This window comes from Streptomyces sp. NPDC007901 (assembly GCF_042959465.1).
In the GTDB taxonomy this organism is placed as follows: domain Bacteria; phylum Actinomycetota; class Actinomycetes; order Streptomycetales; family Streptomycetaceae; genus Streptomyces.
The window spans coordinates 1-22,945 of record NZ_JBIBKW010000006.1 but is presented as its reverse complement, the minus strand read 5'-3'; the positions used below and the strand labels follow the sequence as shown (position 1 = coordinate 22,945).

Sequence of the window (22,945 nt, the reverse complement as noted above, 5' to 3'; positions counted from 1 at the left end):
CATCACCGGGCGGGCCCGGCGGCCCCACCCCGGCGCACGCCCGCCGCCAGGAGGGCGCACACCACGAGTACCGGCGGGAGGACCCCGGCCCATGCCGCCGCGTTGCGCAGTACCGCCATGGAAGCCGCCGCGCCCACCATCAGAGCGGCCAGCCGGGCGGGCACCCAGCGGTTCGGGCGGCCCGCTCCCACTCCCTTGACGATGTACGTGGCCAGGCTGCCGGTCAGATAGGTGGTCGGCGCCGCCGCGTGCCCGGCCGCCACCATGGCGCCCGACTGGATGCCCATGGTGAGCGCCGCACCGCACTGCAGCACGTCCCGGGCGAGCGGCCCCGGCGCTCCGTCCAGGAGGGCCCAGGTCACCGCGCCCGCGGCCAGCAGCAGCGCCTCTCCGGCGAGGGACCACAGCACCGGCGGCGACCAGCGGGTGACCTCGCCCCGGGGCCGGCGGGTGAACCAGGCGGTGACGGCCGCGCCCACGCCGAATCCCGCCAGCGCCAGCACCGCCGCGGTCACCCCCGTCGCCTGGGCCCGGCCGACCGCCATCCCGAGCAGGGCCAGGTTGCTCGTCATGACCCCGGCGAAGACATGGTCCAGGGCGGTGAAGGAGATGGTCTCCACCGCCCCGGAGGCCGCCACCAGCAGCACGACGGCGACGCGCAGCGCGGTCCCCGGTTCCGTCGGCGATGGCCCTGAGGGCTCTGTCGCTCGTTTCGGCCGCGCGTCACTCACAGTCCCCGAGCGTAACGCGCGGCGAGGGCCGTTCACGGCTTCGGCGGTCCGACCAGGCACCCCTGCCCACAGTTAGACACTGCGTCAAATTACCGAACCGTAACCTACGCGGTAGTACCACGAGTAACTTACTCGCGCGTAATGTCCTGGCGAACCACTTCACCGCGGTGTGAGCCGGCCCGGGACGGCCTGCTCTCCCCGCCGCATTCACCTGTGCACCTCACTGCCGGCCGCATCACAGGAGGTTCGCCATGCCCGCACGCGGAAAGCTTTTGGCAGCAGCGGTGACCGCTGCCGCCTGCCTCGGCGCCCAGGCCCTCGCCAGCACCGCCGCCACGGCGGCGGACGAGGTGGTCTCCCGGGGCGTCACCATCCCCTCGTTCTACAACCCGCCCGCCGAACTCCCCTCGGCGAACGGCACCCTGATCCGCAGCGAGCCCCTCCCGCTCGCCCTCAGCCTGCCCGGCCTCGACGGTCCGCTCCCCGGCACCGCGACCCGGCTGATGTACAAGTCCACGGACTCCAACGGCCAACCCGTCGCCGTCACCGGCGCCTACATCGAACCGACCGCCGCCTGGAAAGGGGACGGACCACGCCCGCTGGTGGCCCTGGCCCCCGGCACCATGGGGCAGGGCGACCAGTGCGCCGCCTCCCTCGGCCTGGAACACCCGCTGACCGTCAACAGCCAGACGCTGTCCGTCGGTTACGAGGACCTCGCGATCTACCGCCTCCTGGCGAAGGGCGTCGCCGTGGTCGTCACGGACTACGTCGGCCTCGGCGCCACCGACCGGCTGCACACCTACGTCAACCGCGTCGACGAGGGACACGCGGTACTGGACGCGGTGCGCGCCGCCCGCGCGGTTGACGGCGCCTCCGTCACCGACACCTCCCCCGTCGGGCTCTACGGCTACAGCCAGGGCGGTGGAGCGACCGCCGCCGCGGCCGAACTCCAGGCCTCCTACGCCCCCGACGTCACCCTCTCCGGTACCTACGCGGGCGCACCGCCCGCCGACCTGACCGCCGTCACCAAGGCCATCGACGGCAGTGAACTGGCCGGTGCGCTGGGCTGGTCCCTCAACGGCTTCCTCCAGTCCGACCCTTCCCTCAAGCCCATCGCCGAGGCACACCTCAACGACGCCGGAAAGGCCGCCCTCACCGACCTGTCGACCATGTGCGTCGGCGACGCGCTCCTCGGCTACGGCTACGCGAAGAGCACCAAGTGGACCACCGACGGCCGGTCCATCAGCGACATCATCGCCACCACCCCCGCGCTCCAGGCCTTCCTCGACAGCCAGCGCATCGGCACCCTCAAGCCGTCCGGACCCGTCCGCCTGGCCACGGGCGTCAGCGACAACCTCGTCCCCCACGCCCAGGCCCGCCAACTCGCCGTCGACTGGTGCCGCAAGGGGGCCGACGTCACCTACACACCCGTCGTACTCCCCAGCGTCGGCAGCGCCCTCCTCAACCACTTCGCCCCCCTGCTCACCGACCAGGGCCCCGCCATCGACTGGCTCACCGACCGCTTCGCGGGCAAGGCGGCCTCCTCCAACTGCTGGAGCATGCCCGTCCAGCCGTGACCGATCCACTCCCGAACATGCCGAAAGGGGTGTGTCAGAAGCCCTGACACACCCCAGGAAGAATTCTCATGACATCGTCGAAGGCCTCATCGCCAAGAGCGGGCTCGACGTCCGGCCTGCGTAACCTCAGCCGTTGAAGATCTCTAGAGGCCGCCGGCCGCCGAGGGGGGAACGGTCTGGACGCGGGCGCCGAGCTCCTGGGCGAAGTCCCGCCAAGTGTCGGCGTACTGCCGCGCCAGGTAGGCGACGAGGTCTCCGCAGTGCGGCGGCACCGCCGCGGCCAGTTCCGGCCACTCCTGCAACCCCGACGCGTGCTGCTGGAGCAGATGCAGAAGATGACGTCCTCCGGACTTGTGGCGCAGTGACGGATCGCGCCGCAGTTTGACGAGCACGGATTCCGGGTCCGACTCCACCATCCGTATCTTCCGCCGCGTCCCCTGCCGGCCGTCCGCGGGCAGGGCGGTGTCCTCCGGTGCGCCGGTCTCGTCCGCCTCATCGGGCTGGAGCCGCTTGCGGACATCACTTGCCGTCGCCAGGGAGATACCGGCCAGCCGCGCGACCTCCCGCAACGACGCCTGTGGACGCTCCGCCATGACCTCGGCGGCCCTGCGCCGCCCTTCCGCACTGCTCAGCGGGCGAACCTTGCCGTCCCGGCCCACGCGGGCGTTGACCTGCGGCACCGAGTCGGTCGAGCGTCTGATCTTCGCGACGGTCTTGGCACCGAGCCCCGAGGCCCGTGCGATGGCACGGTCGGACATCTCCGGGTGCGAGAGGACGATCCGGGTGGCCGCGGCCCGGCGGTCGGCGTGCGACAGCGGAAGTCCGTGCGTCACGTTCACCTCGACCGCGCACAGGAACGCTTCTTCAGGGGTGCCGTCGAAGAACTCCGCCTCGATTCCGTCCTGACCGCGCAGGCATGCGGCCATGAGGCGATGCATGCCGTCTATCACCCGCATGGTGCGCCGGTCGACGAGTATGGCGGGAAGCGGCCCGTCGTTCTCCACCAGGCGGGCCACGTGCTCGTGATCCAGCCCGTTCACTCGAGGGGTATCACCCGGCAGCAACAGGGCGATCGGAACGGTTAAGACTTCGCGCCGTCGGGATTCCGCGGACAAGGACGGGGCAGCCGGATCGGCCGCTTTTCCGTAGGTTTCGGATTCCGGAAAACCAACAGCTGGCAGATCCATTGGAGCCCCTCGCCCGGTCGGTCGATCACGGCCTTGCGGTTCCCATCTTCACCGACCGCACCACTGCTGTCGACCCTTCGCCGCGCGATTTGTTGATCAAAACCTGACGGTAAAATGTCGGAAAATACAAGACAAAAAATATGACGCGCCGCGCATGGCCCTTCTCCGCCCAGTAAGCGGTACCTACCCATCCGGTTCCGCAGGTGCCGCACGGAAAGCAGGAAGAAACCCACAGGAAAACGGAGGGATTCAGCTGAAAAACCAGATTTCGCCATCCCGTTCGACACACGGACCGGGCGCCGGTGGGCACCCGGTCCGCTTCGTTCCCGACTGCGTCAGCCCTCCACCCAGCCGTGCTTCACCGCGAACTCCACCAAATCGCGACGCACCGCCAGGATTTGCCGCGCGTCCAGCGGCTGCGCAGCAGCGGTGTTCAGCAGAAGCTCGGTCACATCCCGCAGGTATTCGTCAGCGCCGAGCACATCGCACATCTGCTCCTCGCCGGCCGCCGCCACCCTGGCGGGGACGACCGACGGGTTCTCGGCATCCGGGGCAAGCCGGACCGACGAGGCCTTCAGGCCGCGGCCGCCGTCCTCGACCTCGAATTCGACCGAAAGTCCCGGGCGGAGCGCCGACTGCGGGATCTGCAGATCATTCACATGCAGGAAAACGTCATCGCCACCGGCATCCGGAGCGATAAACCCAAAGCCCTTCGCCGCGTCGAACCGCACAACTCGACCGACAGCCACAACAAACACCCCCAACAATGCCGGACCCCTTGCCCGGCAAACCTTCCCGGGAGCCTAGTCGCTCCGCGGCGGACAATCCAGGCGAGCTCGGTGTTCAACGCGACGTTCAACGTGACGCATTGATGCCGTGGACGCCCGTCGGCCATAGTCCTCACGGAACGAATGACGTGAACTTCGCCCTAGGGAGGACGGTACGATGGCGAACCCGTTCGACGACGAAGAAGCCCCGTTCCTGGTTCTGGTCAATGACGAGGGACAGCACTCGCTCTGGCCTGTTTTCGCGGACGTTCCCGGCGGGTGGGAAGTCGTCTTCGGGGAGGCGGGACGGCAGGAATGCCTCGACTACATCGAAGCCTCGTGGACCGACATGCGGCCGAGCAGTCTCATTCGGGCCATGGAGCAGAACGCCCGGGCGAACTAGGCGCCCGGCTTGAGCGAGAACGTCCGCGCGTCCGCGGCCGGTACCGCCGTCGCCGCACGCCACTACGTACTGGTCTGCTCCGTGTGCGGCCATCGGCAGGGCGACGACGGAACCGTCCTGGAGTGCCAGGGCGACCACGCCCCCGCCCTGCTGCGCACCGAGTACCGGGACCGGCGCTTCACCCCACGGGCCGGTGCGGAGGGGATCTTCCGTTACCGCGACTGGCTTCCTGTGGTGGCGGCGGGCCGGAGCGCCGGCCGGAGCACCGTCTTCCGCAGCCGGGGACTCGCCCGGGCCCTGTACGTCGATGAGCTCTGGATCGCCTTCAACGGCTACTGGCCCGAGCGTGGGGCCGCTCTCGACACCTGTACGTTCAAGGAGTTCGAGGCACACACCGTGCTGGGGCGGCTGCCGGACGATCCCTGGATCCTGACGGTGGCCTCATCCGGCAACACCGGGGCGGCATTCGCCTGGGCCGCCTCGCAGGGCCGGATCCCGTGCCTGCTCGTCGTCCCCGAGAAGGGCCTGTCCCGGCTGCGTTTCCGGACGGAACTCGACCCGTGTGTCACCCTCGTCGTCATCGAGGACGGCGACTACCCTGACGCGATCGATCTCGCGGCGCGTCTGGGGCGGTTGCCCTCGTTCCGGCTCGAGGGCGGCGTGAAGAACGTCGGGCGGCGCGACGGCCTGGCCACGGTGATGATCTCGGCGGTCGAGGCGATGGGACGCCTGCCCTCGCACTACTTCCAGGCAGTGGGCAGCGGCACCGGAGCGATCGCCGCGCTGGAGGCCGCCCGCCGCTTCATGGAGGCCGGCATCGACGGGCCGCTGCCCCGGCTGATGCTCTGCCAGAATCTCCCCTTCACCCCGATCCTCGACGCCTGGCAGGCGGAACCGGAGCCCCTGGACCGGACGCCCGGGCATTACCGGGAGGTCCTCCGCCAGTCCTGCGCGGACGAGCTGGCCAACCTGGCGCCCCCCTATGCGATCGGGGGCGGGGTCCGCGACAGCCTCGTGGAGAGCGCGGGCGATGTGCTGGCCGCGGACAACGCCGCCGTCCAGGAGGCCATGAAGCTGTTCCTGGACACCGAAGGCATCGACATCGAACCGGCCGCCGGTGTGGCCGTGGCCTGCCTCGCCGACGCGGCCGCCCGCGGCCGGCTGGACGACGGCTCGGTCGTCCTGCTGAACATCACCGGCGGCGGCCGGTCCCGGCTCGGCACCGATCACGCGCTGATACCGGCGACGCCCCGGCTGCGTATCCCGGTCGGGGCCGTCCGGCACGCGGAGACCGTCGAGGGGATCGCGGCACTGTGCGACCACTGACCGCCCACGGCGAGCGGTCCCGGCCCGCCCGGCCCCCGGCACCACACCTTCCCCTTCGCCCTCCTGCTGACATTCCGTCACCGTGACGCGGTGTCACTTCGGGCGGCGAACCGCCCGGTCTTCTCGATGACGTCCCCGCTGTAGATCCGGAGCGACTGCTGCACCGCGAACTCGGCCATGTAGAGCCGGAACGCGTCCTCGGACTCCTCCGCCAGGTTCAGCATCCGGCGGTTGGCGACCACCGACGGCGACTGCAGCCGTTGCAGGCCGCGCTCCACGACGGCGTCCATCTCCTCGGGCTCCACGACCTCGTCCACGAGGAACCGGGCATCCGGCTCGCACGCCCGGATGCGACGGCCCCCGAGGATGATCTGGCGCGCCGGCCTCGTCCCGGCCGCCCGGGTCAGCCGCAGGTTGGAGGCACCGGGCACGATGCCCTCCTGGGCCGCGGGCAGGCTGAGATACACGTCCGCGGCGGCGATGACATGGTCGAACACGAGGAGCACCTGTGCCCCGCCGCCGATGGCGAAGCCGTCGACCGCGGCGACCCACGGCTTCTCGACGGTCCGTGCGAACCAGCGTTCCGGATCGTCGACGAGCATCCCGTGCCACACCTTGCGGAGGTAGCCGAGTTCCCGGCGCAGGAGGAAGTCGACGAGGGAGATGCTCCCGTCGTGCAGCGCCTTCAGGTTGATGCCGGCGCTGAAGACGCGCCGTCCTCGGTAGCGGGGATGCGTCATCGTGCCGCCCCGGACGAGCCCGACCCGCACCTGCGGGTCGAGGAGTGCCAGGTCCACGGCGGTCTCCATGTCGTCGACCTGGCGCTCGTCCTCGGCGTTGAGGCAGTCGTCGCGACACAGGGTCAGACGTGCCGCTCCGTCCCTGCGCTCCACCGTCACGGAACCGAGGTCGGCCACCCCGGTCCTGGTGAACGAGGGCAGGAGTTCCACAGCTCGCGGGGTCGGCCGCAGCATGGCGTCCAGCAGGTGCGGGCCGGCCTGTGCGGAGCGCAGCACCCGGCTGACGAAGATGCCCTGGTCGATCTCCAGGCCCTCCTTCGCCGCCTGCCGGCGAGCGCGTTCGGCGACGAGTTGCGCGGCCGAGGGGACCAGTCCCGGGAACGCGGAAGCGGCGGCCCCGGCGAGTTCCGCCAGCCTCAGGTGGCGGGTTCTGGCGCAGGTCAGTTCGTCGTACACCGCGTCGACGTGCGTGTCCAGGAACGCGCACCGCAGGATCCGGACGGCGTTCTGCTCCGCCGCGGCCGCCGCGCGTTCCGCCGGCGACCGCTGCTCGGGTTCCGGCAGTGCGGCGATCGCCGCCGCCGCGCGCCGGGCGGCGGCGGCGAGGGCCCGGCGGGCCTCGGGCAGGGGGCCGCGGACGGCCGCCGGGTCGGCGGGCGGCTCCGCCGGGCGTCGCTGACCGGAGAGCGCGCTGTGTGTGGTCATGACGGCACCTCGGCGGTGACCCGCCGCAGGGTGCGGTCGCATGCGGCCAGATGCGTACCGAGGGCGTCTTCGAAACTGACCGCCGCCGCGTCGTGCAGCAGCTGGCGCCGAACGGCCAGTTCCCGGCCGGACAGATACCGGGTGCGTGCCCGGGTTGCGGCCAGGGCCGTGGCCGGGTCGTCCGTGACCTCGTCCAGCAGGTGCTGGGCCAGTCCGTCCGCGGCGGGGGTCGGGGTGCCGAACAGCACCGCCCGGCGGATCGCGGCGCTGTTCGTGGTCTGCCGGACGAGCCGGTACAGCGCCATCCCCGGCCAGACGGCCGCCGAGGAGACGGGCAGGACGAGGCGCGTGCCAGGCGTCGCGATCCGGTAGTCGGTGGCCAGCAGCACGTCCAGGGCGGGACCGCCGCAGTCCCCGTCGGCGACGGCGATCGTACTGACGGGCAGTCGTTCGAACCGGCGGACTTCGCGCTCCCACTTGGTCACCAGCGCGATGGTCAGGTCGTGGGGCCAGGTCTGCCCGGGGGAGCCGGACACGTGCACGACGACGTGGTCCCCGTCGCCGTCCTCGGCGCGGTCGCAGAGTGCGGCGAGGTCGGCCAGGGTGCCTGCCGACAGCGGCCGGGCGCCGTCGACCCGCAGGACGAGTTCCTCGGCGTCCTGGCCGCTCGCCTGTGCCGGTCCGCCGGTCACCACTGGACCAGCGCCGTTTCGATGGTCGAGCCGGGACCCATGGTCATGAGGACTCCAATGTCGCTTCGGCGCACCGCGCCTTCGGTGTGCAGCCGCTGCAGGGAGAACAGGAACGAACCGCTGGAGAGATTGCCGTAGTCGCGCAGCACACCGGTCGTATGCCGCAGGTCGTGACGGGTGAGGCCGAGATTGACGCGGACGGCGTCGATGACCTTCTTCCCGCCGGAGTGGACCAGCCAGTGCCGGACGTCGCTGCGGCGCAGTCCGGCGTCGGACAGCAACCGGTCGACGACGCGCTCGGCGTGCGCCCCGACGACGTAGGGGATGTCCCGGTCGAGGAAGAAGCTCAGCCTGTTCTGGTCGCTGTCCCAGTCGAAGCGCATCGCCTCGATCGCCTCGGTGACGATGTAGCTGGAGAAGCCCAGGATGCGCGGCCGGAGTGCGGCGGAGGTGTCGTACGAGCCGTCGCGGGCGGCCTGGGTGGAGCGCGTCCGTGCGGCGTCCCCGGCGATGACCGCGATGGCGGCCGCGCCGTCTCCGAACAGGCTGTTGACGACGGCGGTGCGCATCGTCGCGTCCATGGTGTACGCGGCCGAGCATGCCTCCGAGCAGATCAGCACGGCCAGCCGGCCGGGGTTCGCGACGGCCCATGAGGCGGTGGGGCCGAGGGCGTTGAGGCCCGCGTTGCATCCCATGCCCACGATGTCCGCGCGGCTGCAGCGGGGGTCCATCCCGGTGTCACGGATGATGTAGGCGCTGAGCCCCGGGGTGAGGAACCCCGTCGAGGTGACGCAGCACAGATGCTCGACGTCGGCAGGCTCGGCGCCGATGTCGGCGAGGCAGGCGCGCAGCGCCCGGATGCCCATGTCGACGGCGTTCCGCTTGTGCTTGGCCAGGAGGTCCTCCTGGTCCTCCGGCAGGGGGGTGCCGTCGGCCCCGGTGGGCGGGAGGGAGAGGAAGCGCCGTTCGATCGCGCTGTTGGCGAAGACGGAGCGGATCTTGGGGTCGGTGATGCCGAAGATGTCGAGCACGTCGGACTGCGAGTAGGAGTGATCGGTCACGGCCGTGCCGAGGCCCGCGATCCGCGCGGGTTCCGGCACGGGAGGCCACGAGGGCACCAGGTTCGGGTCCGGGAGGCTGGTCTGGATCGTCATCGGTACGTCCACGGCCACATCCGGGGCTTGCTGCGCACGAGCGGTACCACCGTCGTCATGTCAACACGTCCTCCATGGAAGGGGATTGGTCACGGTCGCGCGATTCCGCCTCGATGAAGCGGATCAGTCTGGCGACTCCCTCCTCGATGTCCTGCTGCGTCAGGTAGCTGGTGGACAGGCGCAGGGCGTACTCTCCGCCGCCCTCGGGATAGAAGTACGACATGGGGGTCCAGATGACGCCGAAGTCCCGGGCCGAGCGGGCGAGCGCGGCCTCGTCGGCGCGGAACGGCACGGAGACCTTGAGGAAGAAGCCGCCGGTCGGTTCGTTCCAGTGCACGCCCAGTGCGGTCCGGCGCTCCGGCGGGAGCCGGCGGGAGAGTTCCCGCAGCGTGACCCGCAGGGTTTCGCCGTAGTAGGCGGAGGTCCGCTCGTTGAGCGCCGCCGCGCCGCCTCCCGCGGACAGCAGCATGCCGGCCACGACCGCCTGGCTGATCGGGGACGTGTTGACCGTCACCATGCTCTTGACCTTGGCGAGTTCGTCCGCGAGCAGGCTCGTCCTGCCCTCGGCGTCGACCACGGGCTGGTCCGCGACGACGAAACCCAGGCGTGCGCCGGGGAAGAGGGACTTGGAGAACGAGCCCAGGTGCACGACCCGGCGGCCGGTGTCGAGAGCCTTGAGGGTCGGCACCTGCGAGCCGGGGCTGACCAGCCGGTAGGGGCTGTCCTCGAGGACGAGGAAGTCCAACCGCCGGGCCAGTGCGAGGAGTTCGTGCCGTACGGCGAGCGGCATCGTCGTGCCGGACGGGTTGGCGTGGTCGGGAATGACGTAGAGGGCGCGCGGTCGCCGTCCCTTGGCCGTCTCGGTGCGGAACGCCGCTTCCACGTCGGCGCAGCGAAACCCGTCCGGGTGCTCGGCGACCGCGGTGAGGCCGATGCCGAGCAGGCGGGCGGCGCCGGTGATGCCCATGTAGCAGGGGCTCGACACGAGCACGACGCTGTCGGGGCCCGGCACGAGGGCGCGCAGGGCGAGGAACATCGCCTCCTGGCATCCCACGGTCACCACGACGGATTCCGGCGGTACGTCGATGCCCTCGTCGATGCGCAGCGAGTCGGCGATCAGGCCACGGATCCGGCCGGCGGTGGGGCCGTACTGGAACAGGGCGTCCCGTACCTGCTCCGGAGTCGAGCCCTGCTGCGCCAAGTGGTCGAGGTAGCGACGGATGTGACGGAAGATCTGCTCGGTCTCGAAGAAGCCGTCGTAGGGGCGGCCGGGTGCGAACGAGATCGCGTCGGGATGGCGGAACGTCACCTCGTTCAGGAAGTTCATGGTGTCCAGGACGGCGTCCGAGACGGCGGGGTGGAGATCGCCCTTGTCGATAGCCCATTCGTCGCTCACGGGGCCGCCACCTTCCTTGTCCCGAACGGGTCGAGGACTCTCAGAACTTGTCGAGGAACTCGATGATCGCCGCGTTGACCTCGTCCGGCCGCTCCAGGAAGCCGAGGTGGCCGCAGCCGGCGATCTCCAGGTAGTCGCAGTCGGGGATCGTCTCGGCGACCTCGGCGGCCAGGTGCGGCGGGGTGATCACGTCGTCGGCGAAGGCGATGACGCGGCACGGCACCCGGACGGTGCTCAGGGCCTGGCGCCGGTCGCCCGTGAAATCGACCCACACCTGGCCCCCGCCGGGCGGTGTCGGCGCGTACGTCAGCTCGAAGAGGTCCAGCCAGGTCCTGACCGCGGCGTCGTCGTTCAGGGTCTGCGGCGACAGCATCTGCAGCGCCGAGGCGATGACGCTGTGTGCCGCGGGCACGCGCTGCCCCTTCTCGGCCAGCACTTGGTCGGCCTGGTGCAGTGCGCGCCGGAAGGCGTCCGCGCGCAGCCGGGTGGCCATGAGAACGGCGGCGCCGAGCAGTTCGGGACGGGCGGCGGCCACCTCCTGAGCGATCATGGCCCCGAGCGACACGCCGACGATCCGGCAGGGTGCGAGATCCAGTGCCTCGATCAGCCCCACGGTGTCGGCGACCATGTCGTCGAGCGAGTACTTGCCCTGCGGGACCTCCGACGGCGGCATCCCGCGATTGTCGAACGTGATCGTCTCGTATCCGGCGCGATGGAGCGCGGGAGTCTGGCGCATGGTCCACACGTGCGCCGAGGCGCCCGTCCCCATGACGAGGAGGACCGGTTGCCCGCTGCCGGAGCGCTCGTAGGAGAGGCGAACCCCGTTGACCTTGACGAAGGACACGACGCGGCCTCCTCATGAGGGCTGTGCGTGCGGTGACTTCAGCGCGTCTGCCTCAGCGGCCGACCGCGTCACTATGACCGAGCACCACCGGGACGGGCAACACAAGCCAAGGGCGGCGGAGTCGCTCAGGTGTTCAACCGCTGCCGTGCATCGGTTGAACAGCGGCACCCGCCTGACGCTTCATTGAAGGAGCGAAAACATCCGGCCGGATCGTCGTCGCACGGAGGTCTTCTTCTCATGCGCAACGCCAGGGGCCCCTTGTCGAGGCTCCGCCTCGACGAGTCGATCACCCGTCAGAGGATACGCCCGGGCACGATCCGCCGAATCCTTCCGTACGCGCTGCGCCACCGGTGGAGCGTGCTCTTCCTGCTGCTTGCCACCGCGGCCGACGCGACCGCGACGGCGGTGCAGCCCTTGATCCTCAAGGCGATCATCGACGACGGGATCATCCCCCGGCGGACCGGCACGGTGGTGGCCTGGGCGCTGGTCGTGACCGCCCTCGCCGTCCTGAACTCGGCCGCTCTGCTCGCGCAGGCGTGGTTCTCCGGGCGTGTCGGCGAGGGACTCATCTACGACCTGCGCACCGCTGTCTACGACCATGTCCAGCGGCAGTCCGTGGCGTTCTTCTGCCGCACCCAGACCGGCGCCCTGGTCAGCAGGTTGAACACCGACGTGGTCGGGGCCGAGCAGGCGGTCACGGCTCTGCTGACCCAGACCACGTCGACGCTCCTGTCCCTGGTGCTGGTCCTCAGCGCGATGTTCTATCTGTCCTGGCAGATCAGCCTGGTGGTCCTGCTGTTCATCCCGCTGTTCCTGATCCCCGGCAAGGTGCTCGGCCGGCGGATGCAGCGGCTGTCGCGCGAGCAGATGCAGCTCGACGCCGAGGTCGGCTCCCTCATGAACGAACGTTTCACCGTGGCCGGGTCCATGCTGGTCCAGCTCTACGGCCGGCCGCGGACCGAGTCGGCCCGGTTCGCCGAGCGGGTGGGGCGCATTCGCGACGTCGCGGTGGTCGCGGTGGTGCACAGCAGGCTGCTCGTCGTGATCGGCACGCTGCTGGCCGCCCTGACCAGCGCCGTCGTGTACGGCCTGGGCGGTGTGCTGGCCGTCCGCGGCTCCTTGGAACTCGGCACCCTGGTCGCCATGGCGGCCCTGCTGACCCGGCTGTACGGCCCGATCAACCAGCTCTCCAACATGCAGGCCTCGTTCATGACGGCGCTGGTCAGCTTCGACCGGGTCTTCGAGGTTCTGGATCTGCGGCCCCTCGTCACCGAGCGGAAGGACGCGCGGCCCCTGCTCCACGGCACGGCGGCCGCCGGCGACAGAGCGCCTTCCGCACCCGAGATCGTCTTCGAGGGCGTCTCGTTCCGCTACCCCACGGTCTCGGAGGTGTCGCTGGCCTCGCTGGAGTCGATCGGGTTGCCCGCGACGGAGCAGCCCGGCGAGGGATGGATCCTCGACGACGTGTCCTTCCGCCTGCCCGCCGGCACGCTCACGGCACTGGTGGGGCCGTCCGGCGCCGGAAAATCGACCGTCGCGCAGCTTCTGACGCGGCTGTACGACCCGGTCGCCGGGACGGTGCGCGTCGACGGTCACGATCTTCGGGAGCTGACGCTGCCGTCCCTGCGCGACGCCGTGGGCGTGGTCTCGCAGGACGCGCACCTCTTCCATGACACGCTTCGCGCGAATCTCGCGTACGGCCGGCCGGACGCCACCGACGCCGAGTTGCGGGAGGCCTGCGTCACCGCCCGGATCTGGGACGTCATCTCGGCGCTGCCGAACGGTCTGGACACCGTCGTCGGCGACCACGGCTACCGTCTGTCCGGCGGGGAGAAGCAGCGCGTCGCCCTGGCCCGGCTGCTGCTGAAGTCCCCGCCGGTCGTCCTCCTCGACGAGGCGACGGCGCATCTCGACTCCGAGTCCGAGGTGGCGATCCAACGCGGTCTCACGGCCGCTCTCGCCGACCGGACGTCCTTGGTGATCGCCCACCGGCTGTCCACGATCCGCGACGCGGACCAGATCCTGGTGCTGGACTCCGGCCGGATACGGGAGTGCGGCACGCATGCCGAACTGCTCGCCGCGGACGGCCTCTACGCGCTCATGTACCGCACCCAGTTCGCGCTGGGAGCGGACCCCGGGGACGCCGTGGACGGCCTGGCGGCCAGCGGCTCGGCAGAGGACAGGCGCTGACCGCTTCGACGGCCGTCACGTCGACGCAAGTAGAGTCGTAAGGGAAAACACCATGAATTGACATAAGTGGACAAGGAAATGTTCAGGCACCAAAAAAAATCAGCCAACACGACTGGAGAAGGAACATGCTTGTGCGCGGGCAGCGCGTCCGCGCGGCATCGAGGGCGGCGAATTCAGTAGCGGTATCCGCAACGGGGAGGAACCGATGGAAGTGCAACGCCCAGAAACCGGTACCACTTTCACCATCCAGGAGCCGGCGGCGGACGTCATCGTCCCCGCGCGCCGAAGAGCCGGCGCTTGGCCGCAGGAATGTGTCGACGTCCCCATCCACCTTCTGGCCCCCGGCGACTCGCCCCGTCTCAACGGCTGCGACGAGGCGCACGTCGCCCGGCTCGCCGAGGTCGACGCGCCCCTTCCGCCGGTTCTCGTGCACCGCCAGACCATGCGGGTCGTCGACGGTATGCACCGACTCGCCGCCGCGGAGGCGCGCGGCGACCGGACGATCGCGGCGACCTTCTTCGACGGGGATGTCGCGGACGCCTTCCTGCACGCCGTGCAGTCCAACATCCGGCACGGCCTCCCGCTGTCGCAGGCGGAGCGCAGGGCGGCCGCGATGCGCATCATCGCCTCGCACCCCCACATGTCCGACCGGTCCATCGCGAGGGTGGCCGGTCTGGGAACCAAGACCGTCGTCGCCCTGCGGCAGAAGTCGGGGGGCCGGCAGACCACCGCCCGGGTCGGCCGGGACGGCAAGGTCCGCCCGCTGGACCACACGGCGGGCCGGCTGCGGGCCGCGGAACTCCTCACCCGGCATCCCGAGATCTCCGTCCGCGAGGTCGCGCGCACGGCGGGGGTGTCTCCGGCGACCGCGAGCGACGTCCGCAGACGTCTGGCCCGCGGTGAACCACCGACCACGGGCGCCCCTCGGCTGCAGCGCTCCGGACCCGGGCCGACGTCGGCCTCGCTGGCCCCTCCCCAGGTCCTGGACAAGCTCCTGAAAGACCCGTCCTTGCGGGACAAGGAAGCGGGGCGAAGGCTGCTTCGGCTGCTGCGGAACGTCGCCGTCGACGATCAGGAGTGGCAGGACCTGCTGTCCACGGTGCCGCCCCACTGCGCCACGCTGGTCGGCGAACTCGCGCTGCAGTACGCGCAGACGTGGTCGGCCTTCGCCGATTCCCTGGCCGATCAGTCGAAGTCCGAGTCGCTGCGGATGGCCGCGGACTAGAGGTCTCATCCGCTCGCCCGGCCACGGGGACGCCGCATCGGCGTCCCCGTTCGCGTTTGGGCTCACTGCCGCCTCGGACCGCTCACTGCGCCGGCCGCGTCCACTCCTCGATCGCCGCCCACACCACCTCCAGGTTCTCCGGCTGCATCATCCCCGGGTGCGTGCAGGCGATCCGGTGTTCCGTGATCTCTCCCGCGACGTACGGCTGCCAGTGCGCCGCCGGGGAGACGTCCTCCGGCTTGTCCAGCGTGGAGACGACCAGCAGGACGTCACCGTCGTAGCGCCCGAACTCGTGCTCGTCCAGGATCCGTCCGCTGTTGAGGTAGACCCGTGCCATGCCGGCGAGTTCGTCGTCGGACACCACCGGCAGCACCCGGTCGCGTACTCCGCGCAGCCGTTCCATGACGTCGTCGAGCTCGTCGTCGACCAGTTCCCCTGGCAGCTCGGCACCGTCCTCGAAGACCGCCTGCGGCCGGGGGTAGGTGTCCAGGATGACCAGGGCGACCTCTTCGCCGGCGGCCCGCAGCTGCACGCCGACCTCGTGCGCGACGACCCCACCGAACGACCAGCCGAGCACCCGGTACGGTCCCGAGGGCTGCACCGACCGGATATGCGCGATGTACTCCCGCGCCGTCTCCCGCACCGAGCCGAAGAGCCGGCCGCCCTCCGCCAGCCCGCGGTCCTGGAGGCCGTAGACCGGGAATTCCTCGGGCACGACACGCACCAGCGGCATGTAGCCCCAGCTCATGCCGCCGGCCGGGGGCAGGCAGAACAGCGGCTGCCCGGGGCCGTGCCGTCGGATGGGGAGCACGGCGCTGAACGCGTCCCGCATCGAGTCGAGGGAGACACGCCCGACGAGGCCGGCCGGTGTCGGCGCCTCGTAAAGTGCCTGCAACCCGATCCGGATCCCCCAGTCGCGCAGCCGCTCCACCAGGGCGACGGCCAGCAGGGAATGCCCGCCGAGGGTGAAGAAGTCGTCGTCGGGGCCCACCGACTCCAGGCCGAGGACTTCGGCGAACGCGGTGCGGAACGCCTGCTCCGCCCGGGACGACGGATCGCGCTCCGTCCCGGCGGCTCGGTACACCGGGACGGGCAGCGCCGCGCGGTCCAGCTTGCCGTTCGTGGTCAGCGGCAGCGCGTCGAGGACGACGACCGCTGCGGGAACCATGTGGGCGGGCAGCCGCTGCGCGACGAAGTCCCGTACGGACTGCGCCACTTGGAGGTCCGCCCCGGCGGCGGTCACGACATAGGCGACGAGACGCCGATCGCCGGTGCCGTCCTCCCTGAGGACGACGGCCGCCCCGTCCACCGACGGATGCGCGGTGACTGCCGACTCCACCTCACCCGGCTCGATCCGGAAGCCGCGGATCTTCAGCTGGTCGTCGACGCGCCCGGCGAACACCAGCTCCCCGTCGGGTGTCCAGCGGACCAGGTCTCCGGTCCGGTACATCCGCCCGCCCGGTTCGAACGGACAGGCCACGAACCGTTCGGCGGAGAGGCCGGGCCGGCCGGCATAGCCGCGGGCGAGCTGGACACCCGTCACGTACAACTCGCCGACGACCCCTTGGGGCACCGGGCGGAGCCGTGCGTCGAGCACGTAGACGCGGGTGTTGGGGATCGGCGAGCCGATCGCCACCTCGGGCGCGTCAGGCCGGTACCGCCAGGTCGTCGCGTCGACGGTCGTCTCCGTCGGACCGTAGGTGTTGAACAGCACGCGCCCGGCGGACCAGCGGGCGAGCAGGTCCGGAGGGCAGGACTCGCCGCCGACCTCCAGCAGGACCCCGTCCGCGATCGCGCCGTCCGCCAAGGTGGCCAGGACGGCCGGCGGCAGGACGGCGTGCGTCACGCCGTGCTCAGCGAAGAACCCCGCGAGTTCGGCGCCCAGTCGGCGCTCCTCCGGGACGATCGCCGAGGTCGCGCCGGACAGCAGGGCCATCGCCCAGTCCGAGCAGAACTGGTCGAAGCCCGCCGACGCGAACTGGGCGACCCGATGGCCCGGTGCCAGGCCGAAGCGGTCGCGCACGGCGGCGGCCATGTTCGCGAAGCCCTCGTGCGTGACGACGACGCCCTTCGGCGTCCCCGTGGATCCGGAGGTGTAGATCACGTAGGCGGGATGCGCGGGCAGCAGCGGGGCGCGCCGGTCGGCGTCCGTGATGTCGCCCTCCGGCGTCGCCGCCAGGCGCGAGACCATGTCGGGCTCGTCGAGGGCCAGCACCGTCGGCGCGGGGGTGTCGGCGCCCGGCGGGTCCGTGAGGGAGGCGACCGTGATCACACAGGAGGCCCGGGCGTCGCGCAGCATGAACGCCCTGCGCTCGGCCGGGTGGTGCGGGTCGACGGTCAGGTAGGCTCCGCCGGCTTTCAGGACGGCGAGCACGGCCGCGAGGAGGTCGGCGTCTCGCGGCAGGCACACGCCCACCACCGATTCGGGGCCGACCCCCTGGGCGATCAGCAGTCGCGCCAGGCGGTTCGCCCGGTCGTTCAGGTCCGCATAGGTGACGGGCGGCCGACCGTGGGCCGTCACGGCGACGGCCGCGGGGCGTCGCACGGCCTGGGCCTCGAACAGAGCGGGCACCGAGGACGGCCCCGTGCCGTGGGCCGTGTCGTTCCAGTCCGTGAGCATCGTCCACAGCTCGGTGGCGGCCAGTGCGTCGAGCCGCCACAGCGGTGTGCCGGGGGCTTCCTCGAGCGCGGTGACGAGGTGGGACACGGCCGTGTTCAGCAGCTCGCACAGGGACCGGGGGTCGACCGGTGCCACCGTCTCGGCGGTGATGCCGAAGCCGGTGCCGAGGTCGTCCACCGCCACGTCCACCGGGAAGTTGGTGTGGTCGTGGCTGTACATCGTGCGGATGCCGTCGGCTCCCCCGGTCCCCGACGTCGCGCGTCGGCTGCCGGGAGCCACGGTGTGGCGGTAGTTGAACAGGGAGGTGAAGAGCGGGGCGGGGGCGGGAACACCGCTGGCGCTCTGTGCGAGCGGCAGCGGGGCGTGTTCGTGCACCAGCAGCCCGGCCAGCTGGGCCTGCATCGCCTCGACCGCCTCCAACACCCCCACCGAACCCGTCCGCAACCGCACCGGCAACGTGTTCATGAACAACCCCGGCGTACGATCCGCACCCGCACCCGCGTTCATACGCCCGAACAACACCGTCCCGAACACCACATCCTCACGCCCCGCCAACGACGCCAGCACCCGCGCCCACGCCACATGGAACAACGTCGCCGGCGACACACCGACCGCCCGCGCCCGCTCCCGCACACGCTCTGCGATGTCGTCCGGGAGCGCCATGGCATGCCGTGCCGTCGTGGTGCCGTCGCCGTGCACGTCCATGAGCCCGAACGGCGCGGTCGTCTCCGTGACATCGCCCAGCAACCCGGCGAAATACGCCTCGTGCTCCGCACGGGAGACACCCAGCCGCGCATGCGCCACGAAATCCCGGAAGGGCACCGGCTCGGGAAGCCGATCGCCCTCACCGCGCAGGATCGCCGCCACTTCCGCCAGGACGACCTCGAGCCCGGTGTGGTCCTGGAGCATGTGGTGCGTCTGCAGCAGGGCCAACCACCGGCCCGTCCCCGGCTCCGCGGCGAAGGACACCCGCAGCAGGGGGGCCCGCTGGAGGTCGATGCGGGCATCGGCCGATGCGAGCAGTCCGGCGACGGCGTCGTCGCAGTTCTCCGGGAGGACGACCTCGGTCACCGGCAGCTCCGCGCTGCGCCAGACCACCTGGACCGGGCCGCGCAGGCCTTCCCACACGATCGCGGTCCGGTAGATGTCGTGCCGGTCGACGACCTGCCGCAGCGCCGACAGTACGGCGTCGAGGCGGTCCCGGGAGTCGAAGCCGACCACGGTGGGCCGCAGGTAGACGTCGTCACCGTCCTCGTCCTCGGACAGCAGGTGGTGGAAGAACATCCCTTCCTGCAGGGGCGCGAGCGGATAGACGTCCGCCACGTTCCCGGCGCCACCGGGGACACCGGCGGTGATCAGGTCGATCTCGGCCTGGCTGAGCTCGACCAGCGACAGCATCTCCGGCCGGATCTCGGTGGCGTCCGCGGGGATCAGATTCGGCGGCACCGCCACCTCGGCTCCGCCGGAGCCCGCGGCGATCCCCGCGGGGGTCGGGTCCATGAACAGGGTCCGCACACTCGCCGACACGCCCCGTTGCCGCAGCCGCTCGACCAACGACACGGCGAGCAGCGAGTGCCCGCCGAGCGCGAAGAAGTTGTCGTCCACGCCGACCCGCTCCAGTCCGAGGACCTCGGCGAACGTCGCACACAGAACCTCCTCCACCACGGTGGACGGACCGCGCGACTGCGCGCCGGGCGCGAAGTGCGGGGCGGGCAGGGCGTCTCGGTCCAGCTTGCCGTTGACGGTCAGCGGCAGCGCGTCGAGGACGACGAAGGCGGACGGCACCATGTGGGCGGGAAGGCGGTTGGCCACGAACGCGCGGACCGACGCCGCGATGTCCGCTCCGTCGGCGGGGCTCGCCGCAACGAGGTAGGCGACCAGTCGTTTGTCACCCGCGGTGTCCTCCCGGACCGTGACCACCGCCTGGTCCACCTGCGGGTGCGCGGCGACGGCCGTGTGCACCTCGGACGGTTCGATGCGGAACCCGCGGATCTTCACCTGGTCGTCGTCGCGGCCCAGGTATTCGAGCACGCCTTCGGCAAGCCACCGGACCATGTCACCCGTGCGGTACAGGCGCGTCCCGTCGGCGCCGAACGGGTCGGCGACGAACCGCTCGGCCGTCAGCCCGCGGCGGCCCAGGTAGCCGCGGGCCACCTGCGCACCGCCGACATACAGTTCGCCGGCCACGCCAACCGGTACGGGTCGCAGCCTCTGGTCCAGCACATAGACACGGGTGTTGGCCATCGGCCCGCCGATCGGCACCGTGCCGGGCCGGTCGCCGTCGAGGTCGGCGGTGAGATGGTCCGTGCACCCCACAGTCACTTCGGTCGGGCCGTAGTGGTTGACTACCTCGATGCCCGGATGGCGGTCCCGGAAGGCCCGCAGCGTCGCCGAGCCGAGCGCCTCTCCCCCGATCATCATGCGGCCCGTGGGCGCCCAGCCCGCCGGCAGCGATTCGAGGACCGGCAGATGGCTCGGCGTGGCCTTCAGGAAGGTCAACGGCCGGTCCTCCAGCAGCTCCGGCAGGTGTTCGTCCACCGCCGCGACGACCACACGGCCGCCGCTGGTCAGTCCGCCGTACAACCCGGTGACGCCGGCGTCGAAGGACACCGAAGCGTGCAGCAGGCTGTTCCCGGCGACCTCCGGGTACGCCCGCCGGCACCATGCCACGTAGTTGGCCAGGTTCCCGTGCGTGATGACGACGCCCTTGGGCACGCCGGTGGAACCGGACGTGTAGATCACGTAGGCGGGGTGAGCCGGCAGGAGCGGCGCGAGGCGGTCGGCGTCGGCCAGATCGCCGGGCGAACACGCCTCCAGCGCCTCGACCGGCGACGGGTCGTCCAGCAGTACCAGGGATGACCGCGCACCGGACAGCGACTGCGCCACCTCCGACTCGGTCAGGACGCACACGGGTCGGGCATCGGCGAGCATGAACTCCAGCCGCTCCACCGGATAGTCCGGGTCCAGCGGCAGGTAGGCACCGCCCGCCTTCAACACGGCCAGCACCGCGACGATCAGATCCACACCCCGCGACAGGCACAGCCCCACCACCGACTCCGGCCCGACACCCAGCCCCACCAGATACCGCGCCAGCCGATTCGCCCGCCCGTTCAACTCCCCGTACGACACCTCCACTCCCCCGGCACACACCACCGCCACCACATCCGGACCCAACGCCACCTGACGCTCGAACCCCTCCACCACGCTCTCCACAGGAACCGCCACACCCGTGTCGTTCCACTCCCGCAACACACGCTCACGCTCCACCGCACCCAGCACATCGACCGCGTTCACCCGCACACCAGGATCCCCGGCCACCGCCTCCAGCACCCGCACCAGCCGACTCGCGAACTCCTCCGCACCACGCGGGTCGAACAGGTCCGCCGAAACCGTTACGGCCCCTCGGAGTCCGGAGGGCACGCCATCGGCGTCGAACACCTCGTCCACGACGACGTCCAGGTCGTACTTCGACACCGTGGGCCCCTCGGACAGGCCGGACGCCGTCAGCTCGGGGAGTTCCACCACCGGTCGTTCGGTGTTCTGCACGGTGAGCATGACCTGGAAGAGCGGATGCCGGGCCAGGGAACGGGCGGGCGCCAGATCGTCCACCAGCCGCTCGAAGGGGACGTCCTGGTGCGTGAACGCGCCGAGACTTGTCTCGCGCACCCGCTCCAGCAGTTCGGTGAAGGACGGGTCCCCGGACAGGTCGGTCCGCAGCACGACGGTATTGACGAAGAACCCGACCAGTTCCTCCAGGGCCTCGTCGGGACGCCCCGCGATCGGTGAACCGATGGGTATGTCGGCCCCCGCGCCCAGCCGCGACAGCAGAGCGGCCAGCGCGGCCTGCATCACCATGAACAGGGTCACTCCCCGCTCAGCGGCCAACCTGGCGACGCGGGAGTGCAGTTCGGCCGAGACCTCGAACCCCGCGAGGTGCCCACGGTGGCTTGCGACCGGAGGCCGGGGCCGGTCGGTCGGCAGCACCAGTTCCTCCGGTGCCCCCGCCAGTGTGCTGCGCCAGTACGCCACCTGCTCGGACAGCAGACTGTCCGGGTCGTCCTCGTCGCCCAGCAGGTCGCGCTGCCAGATCGCGTAGTCGGCGTACTGCACCGGAAGCGGCACCCAGTCCGGCGCCGCACCCCGGCGACGCGCGGCATACGCAGCCGACAGGTCACGCGCCAGCGGCCCCAGCGACCAACCGTCGATCGCGATGTGGTGCACCACCACGGCCAGCACCTGCTCATCCGCTCCGGTCCTGAAGAGCCGGGCGGACAAGGGCAGGTCGGCGGCCAGGTCGAAGGTGTGGACAGCGGTCTCGGCCAGCATCTCGCGGAGTCCGTCCGCCGGCACGTCGACCACCGGAAGGTGCCAGCCCAGTTCCTCCGGGCTCAGCACCCGCTGGTACGGCTGTCCGTCCTGGTGCGGATAGACCGTGCGCAGCACCTCGTGACGTGCCAGCACATCCCGCAGGGCCGCTTCGAGGGCCTCCTTGTCGAGGGACCCGGTGAGGCGGACGGCGAAGGAGGTGTTGTAGAGCGAGCTGGGTCCTTCGAGCTGGTCGAGGAACCACAGGCGCTGCTGGGCGAACGACAGCGGCACGAGCTCGGGCCGGCGTACCGGCCGGAGGGGGGTCCGCGCCGAGGCCGTCTCCGGTAGGCGGGTGGCGAGTTGGGCGGGGGTGGGTGCGTCGAACAGATCCCGGATCCGCAACTCGGCACCCAGCACACTGCGCACCCTCGCGATCAACCGCGTCGCCAGCAGCGAATGACCCCCCAGAACAAAGAAGTCATCCTCCACACCCACTTCTTCAACACCCAGCACCTCACCGAAGAGCACACACAACGCCTCTTCCTGCACGGACGCCGGCTCCCGCGACACCGCCACGCCCGTCCGGCCCGGCACCGGCAACACCGCCCGGTCCACCTTGCCGTTCACCGTCAACGGCAACTCCTCCAGCACCACCACCGCCGACGGCACCATGTACTGCGGCAACCGCACCCCCACGAACTCCCGCACCGAGCCCGCCAGATCATCACCGGCACCCGGCTCGGCAACCACGTACGCCACCAGACGCCGATCACCAGGGGCATCCTCACGGGCAATGACCGCGGCCCGCGCCACTCCGGGGCACGCTCCCACGACCGCCTCGACCTCGCCCGGCTCCACCCGATACCCAAGGATCTTCACCTGCTCATCCGCACGCCCCACGAACACCAACGCACCGTCCTCACGCCGGCGCACCACATCCCCCGACCGATACAGCCGCGACCCGTCCCCGGCGAACGGATCCGCTACAAACCGCTCCGCCGTCAGTCCGCGACGCCCCAGATACCCACGAGCCACCTGCACCCCACCGATATACAACTCACCCGCCACCCCCACCGGCAC

14 protein-coding genes are annotated in these 22,945 nt (G+C 70.9%); 5 read left to right on the top strand and 9 right to left on the bottom strand.

The window, feature by feature from the left end; translation table 11 throughout:
• Positions 1 to 2 precede the first annotated feature (2 nt).
• Positions 3 to 731 carry a DUF1275 family protein gene (locus ACFZDK_RS20515; protein ID WP_390974296.1) on the bottom strand — a complete coding sequence of 243 codons (729 nt, stop codon included), beginning with the start codon at positions 729 to 731 and terminating at the stop codon, positions 3 to 5.
• A 251-nt stretch (positions 732 to 982) separates the two neighbouring features.
• Here ACFZDK_RS20515 and ACFZDK_RS20510 point away from each other — a divergent pair, with 251 nt between their 5' ends.
• The gene (locus ACFZDK_RS20510; protein ID WP_390974294.1) at positions 983 to 2,308 is read left to right on the top strand and encodes a lipase family protein; all 1,326 of its coding nucleotides are present in this window, start codon (positions 983 to 985) and stop codon (positions 2,306 to 2,308) included.
• Positions 2,309 to 2,451: 143 nt separating this feature from the next.
• Here ACFZDK_RS20510 and ACFZDK_RS20505 read toward each other — a convergent pair whose 3' ends face one another.
• Both ACFZDK_RS20505 and ACFZDK_RS20500 read right to left on the bottom strand, forming a co-directional pair.
• Complete coding sequence (locus ACFZDK_RS20505; RefSeq protein ID WP_390974292.1) at positions 2,452 to 3,495, bottom strand: transcriptional regulator; 1,044 nt, start codon at positions 3,493 to 3,495, stop codon at positions 2,452 to 2,454.
• 335 nt (positions 3,496 to 3,830) lie between these two features.
• A complete protein-coding gene (locus tag ACFZDK_RS20500; RefSeq protein WP_390974291.1) occupies positions 3,831 to 4,244 on the bottom strand; it encodes a cold shock domain-containing protein in 414 nt (137 codons plus the stop codon).
• A gap of 196 nt (positions 4,245 to 4,440) precedes the next feature.
• On the opposite strand from ACFZDK_RS20500, the gene ACFZDK_RS20495 reads away from it, so the two are divergent.
• Complete coding sequence (locus ACFZDK_RS20495) at positions 4,441 to 4,665, top strand: MbtH family NRPS accessory protein (protein ID WP_390974289.1); 225 nt, start codon at positions 4,441 to 4,443, stop codon at positions 4,663 to 4,665.
• A gap of 9 nt (positions 4,666 to 4,674) precedes the next feature.
• Positions 4,675 to 5,991 (top strand): cysteate synthase, encoded by a 1,317-nt coding sequence (locus tag ACFZDK_RS20490; protein WP_390974287.1) that lies wholly within the window; start codon positions 4,675 to 4,677, stop codon positions 5,989 to 5,991.
• 77 nt (positions 5,992 to 6,068) lie between these two features.
• Here the strand turns inward: ACFZDK_RS20490 and dpgC are convergent, their stop codons facing one another.
• From dpgC to ACFZDK_RS20465, 5 genes are read right to left on the bottom strand one after another with little or no spacing between them, the layout of a single operon-like run.
• Positions 6,069 to 7,436, bottom strand: coding sequence for a (3,5-dihydroxyphenyl)acetyl-CoA 1,2-dioxygenase DpgC (dpgC, locus tag ACFZDK_RS20485; RefSeq protein WP_390974285.1), 1,368 nt, complete (start codon positions 7,434 to 7,436; stop codon positions 6,069 to 6,071).
• Positions 7,433 to 8,128 (bottom strand): enoyl-CoA-hydratase DpgB, encoded by a 696-nt coding sequence (gene dpgB, locus ACFZDK_RS20480; protein WP_390974283.1) that lies wholly within the window; start codon positions 8,126 to 8,128, stop codon positions 7,433 to 7,435. The genes dpgC and dpgB overlap by 4 nt, the downstream gene beginning before the upstream one ends.
• Complete coding sequence (dpgA, locus tag ACFZDK_RS20475; protein WP_390974281.1) at positions 8,125 to 9,282, bottom strand: 3,5-dihydroxyphenylacetyl-CoA synthase DpgA; 1,158 nt, start codon at positions 9,280 to 9,282, stop codon at positions 8,125 to 8,127. Before dpgA ends, dpgB begins: the two co-directional genes overlap by 4 nt.
• 55 nt (positions 9,283 to 9,337) lie before the next feature.
• Entirely contained in the window at positions 9,338 to 10,678 is a 1,341-nt protein-coding gene (locus ACFZDK_RS20470) for an aminotransferase class I/II-fold pyridoxal phosphate-dependent enzyme (RefSeq protein ID WP_390974279.1), read from the bottom strand.
• Between the two features lie 40 nt (positions 10,679 to 10,718).
• Entirely contained in the window at positions 10,719 to 11,522 is an 804-nt protein-coding gene (locus ACFZDK_RS20465; protein ID WP_390974277.1) for an alpha/beta fold hydrolase, read from the bottom strand.
• Between the two features lie 237 nt (positions 11,523 to 11,759).
• Here ACFZDK_RS20465 and ACFZDK_RS20460 point away from each other — a divergent pair, with 237 nt between their 5' ends.
• Entirely contained in the window at positions 11,760 to 13,712 is a 1,953-nt protein-coding gene (locus ACFZDK_RS20460) for an ABC transporter transmembrane domain-containing protein (protein WP_390974275.1), read from the top strand.
• 205 nt (positions 13,713 to 13,917) lie between these two features.
• Positions 13,918 to 14,937 (top strand): transcriptional regulator, encoded by a 1,020-nt coding sequence (locus ACFZDK_RS20455; RefSeq protein ID WP_390974274.1) that lies wholly within the window; start codon positions 13,918 to 13,920, stop codon positions 14,935 to 14,937.
• An 82-nt stretch (positions 14,938 to 15,019) separates the two neighbouring features.
• On the opposite strand, the gene ACFZDK_RS20450 is transcribed toward ACFZDK_RS20455, so the two are convergent.
• On the bottom strand, positions 15,020 to 22,933 hold the full coding sequence (locus ACFZDK_RS20450) for an amino acid adenylation domain-containing protein (RefSeq protein ID WP_390974273.1): 7,914 nt from the start codon (positions 22,931 to 22,933) through the stop codon (positions 15,020 to 15,022).
• Between the last annotated feature and the right edge of the window lie 12 nt (positions 22,934 to 22,945).